The organism is Streptomyces bullii (assembly GCF_042657145.1).
In the GTDB taxonomy this organism is placed as follows: Bacteria; Actinomycetota; Actinomycetes; order Streptomycetales; family Streptomycetaceae; genus Streptomyces; species Streptomyces bullii.
In genome coordinates, this window is the sequence record NZ_JBHSNY010000024.1 from 24593 (window position 1) to 37733 (window position 13141).

The following is a 13141-nucleotide window of genomic DNA, read 5'->3' on the forward strand; positions in this document are numbered from 1 at the left end:
ACGCCTCCCCTGGGGAGTAGTTCCGGTTCCACTGTGAACTGCGAGGGGCCCGGAGGAAAGGGGGGAACGTGGTGGTCGGCCTCCCGGAGCCCTGTGCCTAGCGGCCAGTCCGGCGGCAAGCGCTTGCCCCGGCTCTATTGCGCGCGGTGGGGTTTGTGGCGAGCGACCTGCAGCCGGGCCTCGGTGGGCATGTGCGGGGAGCCGGTGGACTGGTGGGCGGTGTGCAGCGGCCCCTCGCAGAGTGCGTTGAGGACAGCGTCCGGTGTTCCCTGAGGGGTGAGGGTGAGGGTGATGTGGGTGCGCGGGTGGGCAGGTCGGCCTGTGATGCGGACGTTCGCCTGCTGGACGCCGGGCAGGGCGCGGGCCTCGGTGGCGATGGCGTCGCTGAGCGCGCGGTCGCGCATTTCGACGCCTTCCTGCGGGGGTGTGCCGCCGACGGGCATCGCGCCGGGGTGGCGCCGGCGCAGTTGGGCGAGCAGCCACCACAGGGCGAGCAGGGTGATGAGAGCAAGGGTGGCAATGACTGCGGGCCACCACCACCAGCCCTGGCTGCTCCAGCGTGCCCGGTCGGCGGAGCTGAGCAGGATGTCGTCCGGGGTGGTCAGGGGCCAGCCGGCGGGCGGCGCCAGGTCGTGTCGCCGGTAGAGGTTGAGCCCGGCGGCGATGATCAGCAGGCCGCCGCCGAGCAGTACCAGTCCGGTGAGGGCCAGCAGGATGCGGTTGAGCGCGGGTCGCGGCGTCATGGTGCGGGCTCCGGTGCTGGTTGTCGTCAGACGGTGCGTTGCCGTACACGTACGACGATGCGGGGAGGACGGGACAGGGCGAGCCGGTCGCGTTCCTCGTTGAGGACGGCGGAGAGGTCGTTCTTGACCTGCTCGGGGTCGCGGAAGCGGATGTCCGCGCGGGCTTTGATGCGATGGCGACGCACCCGGATGTGAGCCGTGCTGACGCCCGGTACCCGCAGGGCGGCGTCGCGCAGCAGAGCGGCGGCGCCGTCGCGGTCCAGTGATGCCCGCAGGTGGGGCGGGGGGCAGCCGGGAGGGGATCGCAGAGGCAGCAGGCGCCGTAGGCCGGGGGTGAGTGCCAGGGTGATCAGCCAGACGCCGACGGCAGCGGCCACGGCGGCTCCCGTGAGCATCCACACGTCGTCCACCGGTCGGGTGGCCAGTTCGTCGGCCAGGTGCTTTCGCCAGGCTGCTGCCTGGCGTCCGGCCCGTACGGCGACGACATCGAACAGTGCCGCCCCTGCCGCCACGAGAGTCGCCGAGGCGACCAGGGCGGCCGGAAGGCGGCGCGCCGACCACGGGCGGTGGGTCGTGTGGTGTCCGTTGCGGTCGCCCGCTGCCGCGTCCGGTGAGGGCGTGTCGCGTTCGGGCGGTTCGGACTCGGTCGGCTCGTTCGCCGATGACACCGTGTCAGGGCGCACCGGCGGTGCGGAACTGCGGCCGGGAGGGCCCGGGTCGAGAGTCATTCCGGTCCTCCTTCGTGTACGGCATGTCGGGCGACCGGGCGCGGTGGTTCACCGGACCCGTCCCCGATTCGCGTGGGTGACGCTCACCAGTCGCCGGATGGTGAGGGTGACTTCTGCGATGTGCAGGCCGGTCAGTTGGGCCACCCGCTCGGCGACGTCGTGCTGTATCCGCTCACAGACGTGGGGGATGTCGGTGGGATAGGGCAGGTCCAGGGCAAGGTGGAGGCGCACCGATCCGGTACGGATGGCGGCGGAGGCGCTCGGCGCTGCCGATCCGCTCCGGTCCGGCGGTAGGGCGGCACGCCGGGACTGAGCCGCACGTGCGGCCTGCGTGGCGATGCGGGCGACCACCTTGTCGGGGATGACGGTGGCGCCCCGATCAGCCGGGGGCGGCAGGTCGACGGCCCGCGGCGATGGACTGCGCGCGGTGCCGGGGGTTCCGGCGGAGCCGGGTGGGGCGCTCACCGCTGCCTCCGTGCGGGAAGTTCGAGGTCACCCTGCAGGACGAGGCCGACGATCAAACCCGCCGCGCCCAGGACCAGAACAAGCAGGAACGCCCAGAAGCCGCCGAAGTAGCCGGCGAAGCCCAGGGCCATGCCGGCTGCGAGGCCCGTAGTCGCTGCGTTCATCACTCACTCACCCGTCTCGCGAGCGCCATCCATGTGATCACCCGCTCACGCGGGGACGCGGCGGTTGACCACGGCCGGGTCACCTCACGCGGCCCTCATCCGGTTCGGACTCTTCTGACCCTTCCTCATCAGGGAGGTGGACGTCATCGACGGCGATGTTCACCTCGACGACCTCCAGGCCCGTCATCCGCTCCACGGCGCTGATCACGTTGGTGCGCACGTCACCGGCGACATCGACGATGGAGACCCCGTACTCGACGACGACGTCCAGGTCCACGGCAGCCTGGCGCTCCCCGACCTCCACCTTCACTCCTCGCGAGACGCCGCCGCCTCCGCCCGGGACGCGCTCCCGCACGGCGCCGATGGCACGGGCCATCCCCGCTCCGAGGTTGTGGATCCCCGGTACCTCGCGGGCGGCCATGCCCGCGATCTTGGCCACCACGCCGTCCGCGATGGTGGTCTTCCCCCGTGTCTCCGCCGGAGCCCCGGCCCCGGTGCGGCCCTTCAGCGCGCTCGAGTCTCCGTCGGGCCGGCTGCCCTTGCCGACGCTGGTGCTGTTCTCCGTCATCGCGGTCGCCTCGATCGGTCGGTCGGGCACCGATGTGATGCCCGTCAGAAGGTTGGACATATGGGGAGGTCGGCTTCTCACACGCAATGAATGTGACGTGCATCACAGTCGTAGGGGTGGGGTACACGTTCGTTCGTCCCGAGCCGTGAGCAGGAGCGGCATGATCGAGCGGACCGGTTTCCCACCTCTGGGATGCGACCTGCCGGACGGACTGCTGGCCGTGCGGGCGGCCGAAGGAGACGAGGATTCCTTCGCTGTTCTCGTCCAGCGGCACAGTCGGCCCCTCCTGGCCCTGGCCCGTTGCATGCTCGGCAACGCCCAGGACGCCGAGGACGCTGTCCAGGACGCCTTCGTCAGCGCCTGGCGGCGACTGCCGGAATACCGCCACGGTGCGCAGTTCCGCACCTGGATGTACCGGATCACCGTCAACCGCTGCCTGACCATGCGACGCCGCCGACTTCCGCCCCTCCCCTTGGAAGCCGTCGCCGAACCCGCTACGGGCGACGAGTGGAGCTCGCCCGCCCGAGCCGCGGAGCAGAACGCGGCCACGGCCGCCCTGGCCCGCGCGCTCGGCGAGCTGGACGCCGGACAGCGTGTCTGCTGGATCCTGCGGGAACTGCAGGGCCTGCACTACAAGGAGATCGCCCACGTGACGCAGACCAGTGAGCAGACCGTGCGCGGCAGACTGTTCAGGGCACGCCGGTCCCTGAAGGAGGCGATGGCCCCATGGCGCTAGACGACCCGCCCGCGCGGCCGTCCGAACCGCCCGGAACCGACGGGCCTCGCAACGCGCCGGCCGTGGACGACGCGGTCCCGCTCGCAAATGATGAGGTACTGCCGTGCGGCCGCCTGCTCAGCCGGGTCTGGGAACAGGCGCAGGACGCGGAGCCGACCGTGGATCCGCACACCGTGTCATGTCCCCACTGCCGTGAGGCCGTCGAGGGACTGGCCACGGTGAACGCGGCCACGCGGGCGATGCGTGCCAAGGACCCGCCCGCCCGGCAGGCACTCGCCGACCGGGTCATGAGCGTCGTCAGGGCCGAGGCCCGCCTCGGACGGCTGCTGCCACTGGCCGACACGGACCTGGATCTGAGGATCGCCGAGAGCGCCGCGGCGAAAGTGCTGCGGCAGGCTGCGGACACGGTGCCCGGTGCGCGGGCCGCGACCTGTCGGCTCGTACCCGCGGGTGAGGGCACCGGCGTGCGGGTGACCATGACCCTGGCCGTCGCCCTCGACCGCCCGCTGCCCGACAGGGTCCAGCAGGTACGCCGATCGGTCATCGATGCCGCCGACCAGGATCTGGGGCTGGCCGTGACGGCCGTCGACATCATCGTGGTCGACGTGCTGGAGCCGTTCCCGACCCTCAGCCCCGCGGGCTCCGGTCACCCCACAGGCGGTGGTACGTGATGGCTGCCACCGACGCGACCACTCTCCTCCGCGTCGCGGCCGAGGCGGCCCTCGCGGTTCCCGGCGTGGCCGGCCTGCAGCCACGCCTCGCTCACCGCCTCGCGGCGGCCACCTCGCCCACGCGGCCGGAGACAACAGATGAACGCACCCCGTCCGAGGCGGGCGTCCGCACCGCCCGTGCGCCGGACGGTCAGGGATGGCACATCGAGGTGCGCTGCGTCCTGGCCGAAGGCCACAGGGCGTCGGACACCGCCCGGAACGTCCACAACCACGTACGGGCCGCTGTCATCTCCCACCTCGCCGCACACGGCGCCCCGGAAGCGGCCACCGTCACCGTCACGGTCACCCGTATCGTCGCCCGGCACCACCCAGCATGAGCGCCACACGGCAGGGCCACACGTCGAGGCCCCGACTGCTGCTTGTCGGGCTAGGTGTACTGACCGGTGAGGTTGGGGACGCGGCTGGCGGGTGGTTGCCCTTTGAGCGCGGTGTGTCCGCGGTGGTGATTGTAGGTGTGCAGCCAGCCGGGGAAGGCGTCGCGCCGTTCCTGTTCTGAGCGGTAGGGGCGTGCGTAGGCCCACTCGTCCAGCAGGGTGCGGTTGAAGCGTTCGACCTTGCCGTTGGTCTGCGGCCGGTAGGGCCGGGTGCGCTTGATGTCGACGTGGATCAGCTCACCGGGACGGTCGCGTTCGTAGCGGCGCACAACACGGCCCGTGGCCCGGTCGAGATGGGACAGGCGGGCCAGGTGGTAGCGGGTCAGGACGCGGTGCACGGTCGAGGGCACCAGGCGCAGGAAGTGCGCGATGCGGGCCGGTCCCCATCTGCGCAGCAGGCGGACCTTGATGATCCGCCGCTCGGTGCGGGTGGGAGTGCGGCGGGGGCTGTGGTGAGGCCGGCTCGAGCGGTCAGTCAGGCCGGCCACTCCCCGGCGCCGGTAGCGGTCGGCCCATCGCTGGGCCGTGGTGGGCGAGACCTGGAAGCGTTCGGCGGCCCGCCGAAGCGGCCAGCCGTCCTCGACCACGCAGCGGGCCAGGCGCAGTCGGCCGGCCTCGGTCAGGGGTGCATTACGGTGGGACACGAGGGCCTTTCGGTCGGTGTAGACGTCGCAATCCACACCGAACCCGCAAGGCCCTCACCTGTTCAAGATCCCTCAGCCGAGACCTGGCTCACCCGTCCACAACCTCCCCGGACAGAACAGCTAGGCGCCGCACCCGTCCCGCAGCGGATGAACCGGAAGCGTGGCGAAACCGGAGGCGGAGCGCCCCGGGTGACCGCCCGGCGCCGGACCGACAGGCCGCGGGCGGGGTTGCGGGCCACAGCCCCCGTGCGTCGGCGAACCGGCTGGTGCGGAGCTGCGTTACGGGATCGCCATGCGCCAGATGCGGGCCCAGGTGGAGGCGTACTGGCGCAGCAGCGGGCCGGTGGTGTAGGGGATGGCGCATTTCTCGCACAGCATGCGCACCCGGGGAGCGATCTGGGCGTAGCGGTTGCTCGGCAGGTCGGGGAAGAGGTGGTGCTCGATCTGGTGACTGAGGTTGCCGGTGAGGATGTGCAGGAGAGGGCCGCCGTCGCTGTTCGCCGAGCCGAGTGCCTGCCGTACGTACCACTGGCCGCGCGACTCGCCCTCGATCTCGTCCTCGGTGAAGGATTCCGCGCCGGCGGGGAAGTGGCCGCAGAAGATGACGGTGTTGGTGTTGGCGATGGTGAACTGTCGCAGCGGGCCGAAGTGAGCCTCGATGACGTAGATCGGGGCGCCGTCCGGGCGGGCCGCGCGGATCGACCACGGGCAGCTCCAGGAGCGGGGCACCACGCCTCGTTTGCTCACCAGCGGTGGGCTCTACGCCAAGCTGTACGGCACGCAGTTCGCCCAGCAGCGGGGCCTCGGCGCCGAACCGGTCAAAAGTACGGTTGGCCGACGCGGGAACCGTGCTTTGGGCTGGTGCTGGGAAGAAGGTGGAATTCCAGGATGGGGGCATGCCACATGCAGACTCACCTCCGGCATTTCATGCCGATGGCTTGACTAAGAAGTACGGTCGTCGCGGCAAGCTGGCCCTGACCGACGTGAACCTCACCATCCCCTCCGGCCGTGTCATCGGCCTGGTCGGCCCGAACGGGGCCGGCAAATCGACCCTGCTGCACCTGGCCTGCGGGCTGATCGAGCCGACGTCCGGCTCTCTGACCGTGCTGGGGTCACGTCCGGCGGCGAACGCGTCGCATCTGGCCCGGGTGGGGTTCGTCGCGCAGAGCACGCCGGTGTACGGCTCGTTCACCGTGGGCGAGCACCTGACGTTCGGCGCGAAGATGAACCCGGCGTGGGACCCGGCCCTGGCCGAGCGGCGGATCAGCCAGGTGGGGCTGAACCCCGCGCAGAAGGCGGGGCAGCTCTCGGGCGGCCAGCGAGCGCAACTGGCGCTGACCATCGCGGCGGCCAAGCGGCCCGAGCTGCTGATCTTCGACGAGCCGGCGGCGGCGCTCGACCCACTGGCCCGCAAGGGGTTCTTGCAGAACCTGATGGAGTTCGTGCTGGAGCTCGGCGCCAGCGCCGTACTGTCCTCGCACCTGCTCGGCGATATCGAGCAGGTCTGCGACTACATCATCGTGCTGTGCGACTCGCAGGTGCAAATCGCCGGGGAAACCCGGGATCTGCTGGCCGGGCACGCCCGACTGGTCGCGCCTCGCGGCGACTTCAACCGGCTGCCCGCCGGGGTCGAGGTGATCTCGGTCGAGCAGAGCGGCAAGCACAGCAGCGCGGTCGTCCGCACCGGCACCGCACCCGAGGCCCTGTCCCACCAGGCCGAGCCCATCACACTCGAAGAGCTCGTCCTCGCCTACATGACCCGGGCAGCCGCCGTACCCGCCGCCCGGACCGAAGCGGCAGCCTGGGGGGCCTCGCGATGATGTGGCTGAGTTGGCGCCAGTTCCGCATCCAGGCGCTGTTCGCCGCCTGTGTGCTGGCCGTTATCGCCGCGTATATGGTGTACGTCGGCGCGGACATCCGCGACGCCTACGACGTCTACCGAGCTAACTGCGAGAGCTCGGCCAACTGCGCGCAGGCAAGAAGCCAGTTCCGCGGCACGTTCCAGAACACCCTGCTGTTCCTGGCGACCGGGCTCGCCTTTATCCCCGCCCTCATCGGCACCTTCTGGGGAGCTCCCCTGATCGCCCGGGAACTCGAGAACGGCACCCACCGGCTGGTGTGGAACCAGAGCGTCACCCGCCCGCGCTGGCTCATCAGCAAGGTCCTGCTCATCGGCCTGGCCGCCGTCATCGTGACCGGCGCGGCCTCGGCCCTGCTGACCTGGGCGGCACGCCCCTTCGACCAGGTGGTCAAGGAGCAGTTCGATACGTTCGTGTTCGGCGCGCGAAACATCGCCCCGATCGGCTATGCCGCGATGGCCTTCACCTTCGGCACCGTCGTCGGGCTCCTGCTGCGCCGGACCCTGCCCGCGATGGCTGTGACGCTCATCGTCTTCCTCGCCTTCCAGTTCTTCTTCCCGAACGTGGTGCGGCCCAGCCTCATGCCGCCGGACAAGGCCACGCTGCCGATGACGGCCCAAGCCATCAACCAGGCGCAGAACCTCGGCAGCCTCGGCGGCGGCTCCGTCATCGGCGGGGTGAAGATTCCGGATGCGCCCGACGCCTGGATCGCCGAGACGAGCCCCCTGCGCACCGCGGTCGGCAAGACGCTCAGCGGGGCCAAGTTCAACACCTGCCTTGACAACCCGCCCAAGACCGGGGCTGGCGGCACGTTCGGCGACACGGCGGTGTGCCTTGCCAAGCACGACCTCCACGTCGACGTCCTCTACCACCCCAACAGCCGCTACTGGGCGTTCCAGTGGCTGGAGACCGGGGTCTATCTGGCACTCAGCGGGATCCTCACCGCATTCGGTCTTTGGCGAATCCGGCGCCGGGTGAGTTGACCCCCGTCTCAGCCAGCGCCGTCCGGGCGCCGCCGGGGCTTTCCAGGCGGCGCCCTTTCTCTCCTGGTATGGCCGGGCCCGCGGGCGGCGAGACGACCTCTTCAGCGAGTTGCTGACGGTATGGGAGCTGCTTCGATAATGCGCGAATGGGGCCCGCTGTCACTGCACACCGCGCGTTGACTCAACCCGCCCGTGCGGGAAGTGGCGGTCGTGCTGAGGGAGTGGCGGTTTACTCTGAGGTGCTCTCGACGATGCGGTTCTCCCAGGCCCAGACGGCGATCTCGGTCCGGTTGCGCACCCCGAGCTTGGTCTGGATCCCTGACAGGTGGCTCTTGACCGTGCTGAGGGTGATGAACAGCTCGGCGGCGATCTCCTGGTTGGTGCGGCCACGCGCGATGGCCTGCACAACCTCGAGCGCGCGTCCAGACAGCTGTGGCGACTGCCTAGCGCGGCCGCGGGGCACAGCCCCGGTCTCGTTCAGGTGCTTCAGCAGCCGTAGGGTGACCGACGGCGAGACCAGCGCCTCGCCGTTGCAGGCGGCACGGACGGCCTCGATGAGCAGGGCGGGACCGGCGTCCTTGAGGATGAACCCGGCCGCGCCGCCGCGCAGTGCCCCGTACACGTACTCGTCGAGATCGAACGTGGTGACGACGATGACCCGTATCGGATCGGTTGCACCTGGGCCAGCCAGCGCGCGGGTGACCTCGATGCCGTCGAGCTTGGGCATTCTGATGTCCACCAGGCACACGTCCGGTCGCAGCCGCCTGGCCATCGCGATCGCCTCGGCGCCGTCCGCGGCCTCCCCGATGACGGCGATGTCGGGCTGGTCCTCCAGGATCAGCCGCAGGCCACGGCGGATCATAGCCTGGTCGTCGGCGAGCAGGACCTTGATGGTCATCCGGGCTCCTTGGCGGGGACGGGCAGGGTCGCCCGCACGGACCAGCCGGCGCCGGGCCGGGGACCGGCACACAGGGAGCCGCCGAGCGTCTCGACGCGTTCGCGCATGCCTATCAAACCGTACCCGCCGCGGTGATGGGGCCGGGTGGAGTTCGGCGGGGCGTCGTCGGCGACCTCGACGGTGACGGCCGCGGCGTCGCGGCCGAGGGTGACGTCGATGGAGCGGGCGTGCCGCGCGTGACGCAGGACGTTCGTCAGCGCCTCCTGGACGATGCGATACACGGTGCTGGTCACTTCCGGCGGCCACTGCGTGTCGTCGTCGGGCACGGTCAGTCGCACCTTCGGGCCCTGGCGGCTGAAGCGTTCGACCAGCGCGCTCAGCCCCTCCGGCCCGGGTGAGGTTGGCGCCGCGTCGTCGGTGTCGCGCAGCAGCCCGACGACGCGGCGCATCGCGGCCAGGGCCTCGGACCCGGCGGTCTCGATCTCGGTCAGCGAGTTCGACACGTTCTCCGGGGCCCGCCTCGTGAGGATCTGGGCGGCCTGCGCCTGGATCAGCATCCCCGTGATGTGGTGGGCCACGATGTCGTGCAGTTCCCGTGCGAGCTCCAGCCGTTCGGCCCGGCGCACCCGTTCGGCGGTGGCCTTCACCCGGCCGTCGAGCATGCGCAGTGACAGCCCGACCCCGAGGGCGGCCAGCCAGGCCGCTGCGGCGATGGCCACGACCGCCGACGCCGGGCGGGCGGCGAACTGGGCGGCGATCACCAGCAGCCCGGCGCCCGCGATGGCCCCGGCCCGCACAGGCGGCAGCGCCCTGACCGCGGAACCGATGAGCACTCCCAGGCCCAGGGCCATGGAGGGTCCAAGCCCGGCGGGAAGCTCAGTCCCGGGCAGCAGCGGGATGAGGACCGCCAGCGCAGCAACGACGAGGCCCGCGACCGCCGTCCAGGTCCGCTCCCGATGGCGCATCATCGCGAGCCCGCACACCACCACGGCGGCGGCGGTCCCGGGAACCCAGAACGCGGCCCCCCAGGTTTGCGCGAGGGCGACAGCCTGGATGGCGATCGCCGTGAGGAACGTGACGCCAAGCCCGACGGTGGAGACGCCCCTGGCCCATCGGTCCGGAATGGTCACGTTGATCAGATTACCGAATCTCTGCCCGCGATCCGCGCCGTTCGGCGGGGCCGTGGGCGGGCCGGCGGTCAACTCCGCGGTATTGGCGGCAGGCTGGGCGGAGCTCACCGCGTCCACTAGCTCTCCGGCCATGCTACGGTCGCGGCGGTTTGGCCCAGGGCCCCTGCGGGGCCGGGGCGTTGGCGCGCTGGTTGCGGGGCGAGACCGCGCAGCACCGGCCCCGTCACGAGGGCGGCGATCAACCCCATCGTGGCCAGGTTCGTCACGCCGGTCCACCCGTCGAACCAGGTGCCCCCGGTCACCACGACGCCGCCCGCCGCGATTCCGGCAGCCGGTCCCCTCGGCAGCGTCCTGATCGCGGAGCCGACGAGCACCGAGAGAGCGAGCGCCGTGATGGGCGCCGGTTCCTGCGGCAGGTCGTCCCCGGCGATCAGGGACACCGCGACGGCGACGGCCGTCACGGCCAGGCCCGCGACCGCGGTCTGCATCTTCTGCCGCTCACGCATCAGCGCGAGGCCACCCACGATGATCGAGACGGCGGAGCCAAACAACCAGGAGGCGCCGCCCCAGCTGTCCATGAGCATGAACGCCGTGAAGACGATCCCCAGGGTGAACACGACGCCGAGCCCGATGGTGAACATCATGCCAGTCGGCTTTGTCGGCCGATCCCCTGTATTCATGCCGCTCAGGCTAGAAAGCCGAAGCGCATCGTGTACCGGCCAAAAGTACGGAAGAGCGTTGACAGAGCCGTGCTTTGGGCCAGTTCTGGCATTGCCCGGTCTTCTCCAGTGACGCAACCGCCGCGCCGCACATCAGCGTCACCGAAGGGAGGCGATGCTGCTGTCGACCGGGTCACCGCCCTGCAGTTTGACCGGCACGGAAACCGGGTCTGGCACACCGCGAAGAGCCTGCTCGACTCCGAACACGTCCGCCGCGCGCTCGGCGAGGTGGCTGCACCATACAGCAAACCGCCCCCGCCCACTCTTCATGCTCCACATGATGAACGCCACGGCGCAGCCCGTGCCGGGAAACTGCCTTACGGGCTGTCCCGTAATGGGGCTGGGAATACGGTGCTTCTTTGGTAGGTGGCCTGGTGGTTGCCGGGTTATCCGGCGAGGGCGAGGTTGTGCAGGCGGGCGATGCCGAGCATGGCGTGGTGAACGCCGTCACCTCTCAAGCGGCAGTCGCGGAGGATCTTCCAGGTCTTCATGCGGGCGAAGACCTGCTCGACGCGGGCCCGGACGCTCTTGTGTGAGCGGTTGTGTTCCTCCTTCCAGGCGACCAGTTCCTCGTCCTTGCGCGTGCGACGGTGGGGAATGACCAGGCCGGTGCCGCGGTAGCCGCCGTCGGCGATCGTGTGGTCTTCCCTACCGCTGCCTTGGCGCCGGACTCCTCCCATGCCTTGCAGTCGTTGCGGTTGCCCGTCACGGGCCGACCGACCGCGACGACCAGGAAGGCAGGAGTCCGCGTCGATGACGACCTGGTGGTTGGTGGAGTACCGGTAGTTCTTCGACTGCTCGGCGACGCTGTGGTCGCGGGTGGGGACCAGGGCGGTCCACGATCAGCACGGTGTCCTTGCGGTAGCGGCGGCGCTGCTGCAGCGCCAGGCGCGGGCCGAGGTCGTTGATGATCCGGTCGGCGGCGGACTTCGAGACGCCGAACAGCGGGGCGAGCTGCCGCAGGGTCAGGTTGGTGCGCCAGTAGGCGGCGAGCAGGGCCCTGTCCTCCAGTGGCAGGCTCCAGGGCCGGCCGCGCCGTACCGCGTCAGTGCCCTCGCGACGCAGCCCTGTCACCAGCTTCCGGAACAGCCGTGGGCTCAGCCCGGTGAAGGGGGCCATCCAGGAAGGCTCCGACGCCGTGATCACACCAGTCACGCCAAGAGCTTCCCACGCGGCGGCGTTGGCCTCTGGCCCGCTCACGGACGTCGGTGCGCCTGCCTCCTCGCATGGTGACGGCGCGCCGCTGTCACCAGTAGGGCGGCACCTGCAAAGCCGACCAGGAGGGATCCCCACTCAGGCGCGTGGGCTGCCCGCAGAAGGCCGGCGACACCGAAGCTTGTATCCCACCCGGCCTCTGTGATGGCGGAGCCGAACCCCTGGACGGCCAGGATGGCACCGAACAGCCAGAGCAGCCCCTGGCCTGAGCTGTTGTCCGACTTCTTGAGCTGCTTCCCCATGACGGGCGTCCTCTCCAGTGTGCGCACATCGTTTTCGATGCGGTCGCATCACATCGTGCAGTGCAGCAGGATATGATGCAAGTGCATCAGAAAACAGGAGGAGCTGAGCGTGCCCAGGCAGGTCGACTACGAGGACCGACGCCGACGGATCGCCGAGGCGGTCTGCACTCTGATCGCGCGTTCCGGCATGGAAGCCGTCAGCCTCCGCGACGTCGCCGCTCAGGCGGACGTGTCCATGGGCGCCGTCCAGCGGTGTTTCAGCACCAAGGAGGACATGCTGCTCTTCGCACTCGAGCACGTCTCCCAACACGTCAGCGAACGCGCCAACCAGCGCATCGCCACAACCTCCGCCCCTCAGGCAGCATCCACTCTGCTGTCACACACCCTGGCCGAACTCGCCTTGCTGGATGAGGAATCGAAGACGCAGGCGCACGTCTGGCTGGCCTTCGTCACCCAAGCCCCGGCCAGCGAAAAACTGGCCGCCGTCCTGCACGACACCTATGCCAAGCTCCATGACCTCATCGCGTGGCTCATCCGCTATGGCCAGGACACCCAGGAATTCCTACAGCACCTCGACCCCACCCGCGAGGCACACACCCTCCTCGCTGTGGCTGATGGCCTCACGGTCCACGTCCTAGCAGGCCACCACTCTCCGGAGATGGCGCTGGCCATCCTCCAACGCCACATCGACCACCTGCTACAAAGAGCATCCAGCCACGGATGACGCGCCCAGACTCAACGTGTTGCGCACCGCACACCTCTGACGCCAACAGCCCCCTGGTCGAGGCTGGTCAGCAGATGCGGGACAACCCTTACGAGCTCGTGCATGGTAGGCGTTGAGACGTCGAGTTCTCGATCGTCGATCATGGTCGTGTGGTGGGGAACGTGTCTCGTGCAGCGATCATCAACGACCGGAGGATCACGGGCCTGTCAGCTGAGGTG

18 protein-coding genes are annotated in these 13141 nt (G+C 70.0%); 6 read left to right on the forward strand and 12 right to left on the reverse strand.

Features of this window, described 5'->3' with window-relative positions:
* Positions 1–134: 134 nt before the first annotated feature.
* The 5 genes from ACFPZJ_RS38565 to ACFPZJ_RS38585 form a co-directional block, all read right to left on the reverse strand.
* Positions 135–743, reverse strand: coding sequence for an alkaline shock response membrane anchor protein AmaP (locus tag ACFPZJ_RS38565; protein ID WP_381031588.1), 609 nt, complete (start codon positions 741–743; stop codon positions 135–137).
* A gap of 26 nt (positions 744–769) precedes the next feature.
* Complete coding sequence (locus tag ACFPZJ_RS38570; protein ID WP_381031590.1) at positions 770–1471, reverse strand: DUF6286 domain-containing protein; 702 nt, start codon at positions 1469–1471, stop codon at positions 770–772.
* A 48-nt stretch (positions 1472–1519) separates the two neighbouring features.
* On the reverse strand, positions 1520–1936 hold the full coding sequence (locus tag ACFPZJ_RS38575) for an Asp23/Gls24 family envelope stress response protein (protein ID WP_381031592.1): 417 nt from the start codon (positions 1934–1936) through the stop codon (positions 1520–1522).
* A complete protein-coding gene (locus tag ACFPZJ_RS38580; protein ID WP_381031594.1) occupies positions 1933–2100 on the reverse strand; it encodes a hypothetical protein in 168 nt (55 codons plus the stop codon). The genes ACFPZJ_RS38575 and ACFPZJ_RS38580 overlap by 4 nt, the downstream gene beginning before the upstream one ends.
* A 79-nt stretch (positions 2101–2179) precedes the next feature.
* A complete protein-coding gene (locus ACFPZJ_RS38585; RefSeq protein ID WP_381031619.1) occupies positions 2180–2668 on the reverse strand; it encodes an Asp23/Gls24 family envelope stress response protein in 489 nt (162 codons plus the stop codon).
* A 160-nt stretch (positions 2669–2828) separates the two neighbouring features.
* Here ACFPZJ_RS38585 and ACFPZJ_RS38590 point away from each other — a divergent pair, with 160 nt between their 5' ends.
* From ACFPZJ_RS38590 to ACFPZJ_RS38600, 3 genes are read left to right on the forward strand one after another with little or no spacing between them, the layout of a single operon-like run.
* A complete protein-coding gene (locus tag ACFPZJ_RS38590) occupies positions 2829–3404 on the forward strand; it encodes an RNA polymerase sigma factor (RefSeq protein ID WP_381031596.1) in 576 nt (191 codons plus the stop codon).
* Positions 3395–4075 carry an Asp23/Gls24 family envelope stress response protein gene (locus ACFPZJ_RS38595; RefSeq protein ID WP_381031598.1) on the forward strand — a complete coding sequence of 227 codons (681 nt, stop codon included), beginning with the start codon at positions 3395–3397 and terminating at the stop codon, positions 4073–4075. The genes ACFPZJ_RS38590 and ACFPZJ_RS38595 overlap by 10 nt, the downstream gene beginning before the upstream one ends.
* On the forward strand, positions 4075–4452 hold the full coding sequence (locus tag ACFPZJ_RS38600; RefSeq protein WP_381031600.1) for an Asp23/Gls24 family envelope stress response protein: 378 nt from the start codon (positions 4075–4077) through the stop codon (positions 4450–4452). The genes ACFPZJ_RS38595 and ACFPZJ_RS38600 overlap by 1 nt, the downstream gene beginning before the upstream one ends.
* A 50-nt stretch (positions 4453–4502) precedes the next feature.
* Here the strand turns inward: ACFPZJ_RS38600 and ACFPZJ_RS38605 are convergent, their stop codons facing one another.
* A complete protein-coding gene (locus ACFPZJ_RS38605; RefSeq protein WP_381031602.1) occupies positions 4503–5153 on the reverse strand; it encodes an integrase core domain-containing protein in 651 nt (216 codons plus the stop codon).
* Between the two features lie 279 nt (positions 5154–5432).
* On the reverse strand, positions 5433–5900 hold the full coding sequence (locus ACFPZJ_RS38610; RefSeq protein WP_381031604.1) for a fatty acid desaturase: 468 nt from the start codon (positions 5898–5900) through the stop codon (positions 5433–5435).
* 149 nt (positions 5901–6049) lie between these two features.
* On the opposite strand from ACFPZJ_RS38610, the gene ACFPZJ_RS38615 reads away from it, so the two are divergent.
* Both ACFPZJ_RS38615 and ACFPZJ_RS38620 read left to right on the forward strand, forming a co-directional pair.
* Positions 6050–6973 (forward strand): ABC transporter ATP-binding protein, encoded by a 924-nt coding sequence (locus tag ACFPZJ_RS38615; RefSeq protein ID WP_381031606.1) that lies wholly within the window; start codon positions 6050–6052, stop codon positions 6971–6973.
* Positions 6970–7995: an ABC transporter permease subunit gene (locus ACFPZJ_RS38620; RefSeq protein ID WP_381031607.1), complete on the forward strand. Its 1026-nt coding sequence runs from the start codon at positions 6970–6972 to the stop codon at positions 7993–7995. The genes ACFPZJ_RS38615 and ACFPZJ_RS38620 overlap by 4 nt, the downstream gene beginning before the upstream one ends.
* Before the next feature lie 229 nt (positions 7996–8224).
* On the opposite strand, the gene ACFPZJ_RS38625 is transcribed toward ACFPZJ_RS38620, so the two are convergent.
* From ACFPZJ_RS38625 to ACFPZJ_RS38645, 5 genes are all read right to left on the reverse strand, one after another.
* The gene (locus ACFPZJ_RS38625) at positions 8225–8893 is read right to left on the reverse strand and encodes a response regulator (RefSeq protein ID WP_381031609.1); all 669 of its coding nucleotides are present in this window, start codon (positions 8891–8893) and stop codon (positions 8225–8227) included.
* The gene (locus tag ACFPZJ_RS38630; protein WP_381031611.1) at positions 8890–10023 is read right to left on the reverse strand and encodes a sensor histidine kinase; all 1134 of its coding nucleotides are present in this window, start codon (positions 10021–10023) and stop codon (positions 8890–8892) included. The genes ACFPZJ_RS38625 and ACFPZJ_RS38630 overlap by 4 nt, the downstream gene beginning before the upstream one ends.
* A gap of 116 nt (positions 10024–10139) precedes the next feature.
* Entirely contained in the window at positions 10140–10667 is a 528-nt protein-coding gene (locus ACFPZJ_RS38635; RefSeq protein ID WP_381031613.1) for a metal transporter, read from the reverse strand.
* Between the two features lie 461 nt (positions 10668–11128).
* On the reverse strand, positions 11129–11497 hold the full coding sequence (locus tag ACFPZJ_RS38640) for a transposase (RefSeq protein WP_381031620.1): 369 nt from the start codon (positions 11495–11497) through the stop codon (positions 11129–11131).
* On the reverse strand, positions 11448–11861 hold the full coding sequence (locus tag ACFPZJ_RS38645; RefSeq protein ID WP_381031615.1) for a helix-turn-helix domain-containing protein: 414 nt from the start codon (positions 11859–11861) through the stop codon (positions 11448–11450). The genes ACFPZJ_RS38640 and ACFPZJ_RS38645 overlap by 50 nt, the downstream gene beginning before the upstream one ends.
* 447 nt (positions 11862–12308) lie before the next feature.
* On the opposite strand from ACFPZJ_RS38645, the gene ACFPZJ_RS38650 reads away from it, so the two are divergent.
* A complete protein-coding gene (locus ACFPZJ_RS38650; RefSeq protein ID WP_381031617.1) occupies positions 12309–12923 on the forward strand; it encodes a TetR/AcrR family transcriptional regulator in 615 nt (204 codons plus the stop codon).
* The last annotated feature ends 218 nt before the right edge of the window (positions 12924–13141 follow it).

Excerpts from the sequence above, each read along its gene's own strand:
- ACFPZJ_RS38590 (WP_381031596.1), top strand. The coding sequence starts at position 2,829 with ATGATCGAGCGGACCGGTTTCCCACCTCTGGGATGCGACCTGCCGGAC.
- ACFPZJ_RS38615 (WP_381031606.1), top strand. The coding sequence starts at position 6,050 with ATGCCACATGCAGACTCACCTCCGGCATTTCATGCCGATGGCTTGACT.
- ACFPZJ_RS38565 (WP_381031588.1), bottom strand. The coding sequence starts at position 743 with ATGACGCCGCGACCCGCGCTCAACCGCATCCTGCTGGCCCTCACCGGA.
- ACFPZJ_RS38645 (WP_381031615.1), bottom strand. The coding sequence starts at position 11,861 with ATGGCCCCCTTCACCGGGCTGAGCCCACGGCTGTTCCGGAAGCTGGTG.
- ACFPZJ_RS38625 (WP_381031609.1), bottom strand. The coding sequence starts at position 8,893 with ATGACCATCAAGGTCCTGCTCGCCGACGACCAGGCTATGATCCGCCGT.
- ACFPZJ_RS38600 (WP_381031600.1), top strand. The coding sequence starts at position 4,075 with ATGGCTGCCACCGACGCGACCACTCTCCTCCGCGTCGCGGCCGAGGCG.
- ACFPZJ_RS38580 (WP_381031594.1), bottom strand. The coding sequence starts at position 2,100 with ATGAACGCAGCGACTACGGGCCTCGCAGCCGGCATGGCCCTGGGCTTC.
- ACFPZJ_RS38620 (WP_381031607.1), top strand. The coding sequence starts at position 6,970 with ATGATGTGGCTGAGTTGGCGCCAGTTCCGCATCCAGGCGCTGTTCGCC.
- ACFPZJ_RS38585 (WP_381031619.1), bottom strand. The coding sequence starts at position 2,668 with ATGACGGAGAACAGCACCAGCGTCGGCAAGGGCAGCCGGCCCGACGGA.
- ACFPZJ_RS38635 (WP_381031613.1), bottom strand. The coding sequence starts at position 10,667 with ATGATGTTCACCATCGGGCTCGGCGTCGTGTTCACCCTGGGGATCGTC.
- ACFPZJ_RS38570 (WP_381031590.1), bottom strand. The coding sequence starts at position 1,471 with ATGACTCTCGACCCGGGCCCTCCCGGCCGCAGTTCCGCACCGCCGGTG.
- ACFPZJ_RS38595 (WP_381031598.1), top strand. The coding sequence starts at position 3,395 with ATGGCGCTAGACGACCCGCCCGCGCGGCCGTCCGAACCGCCCGGAACC.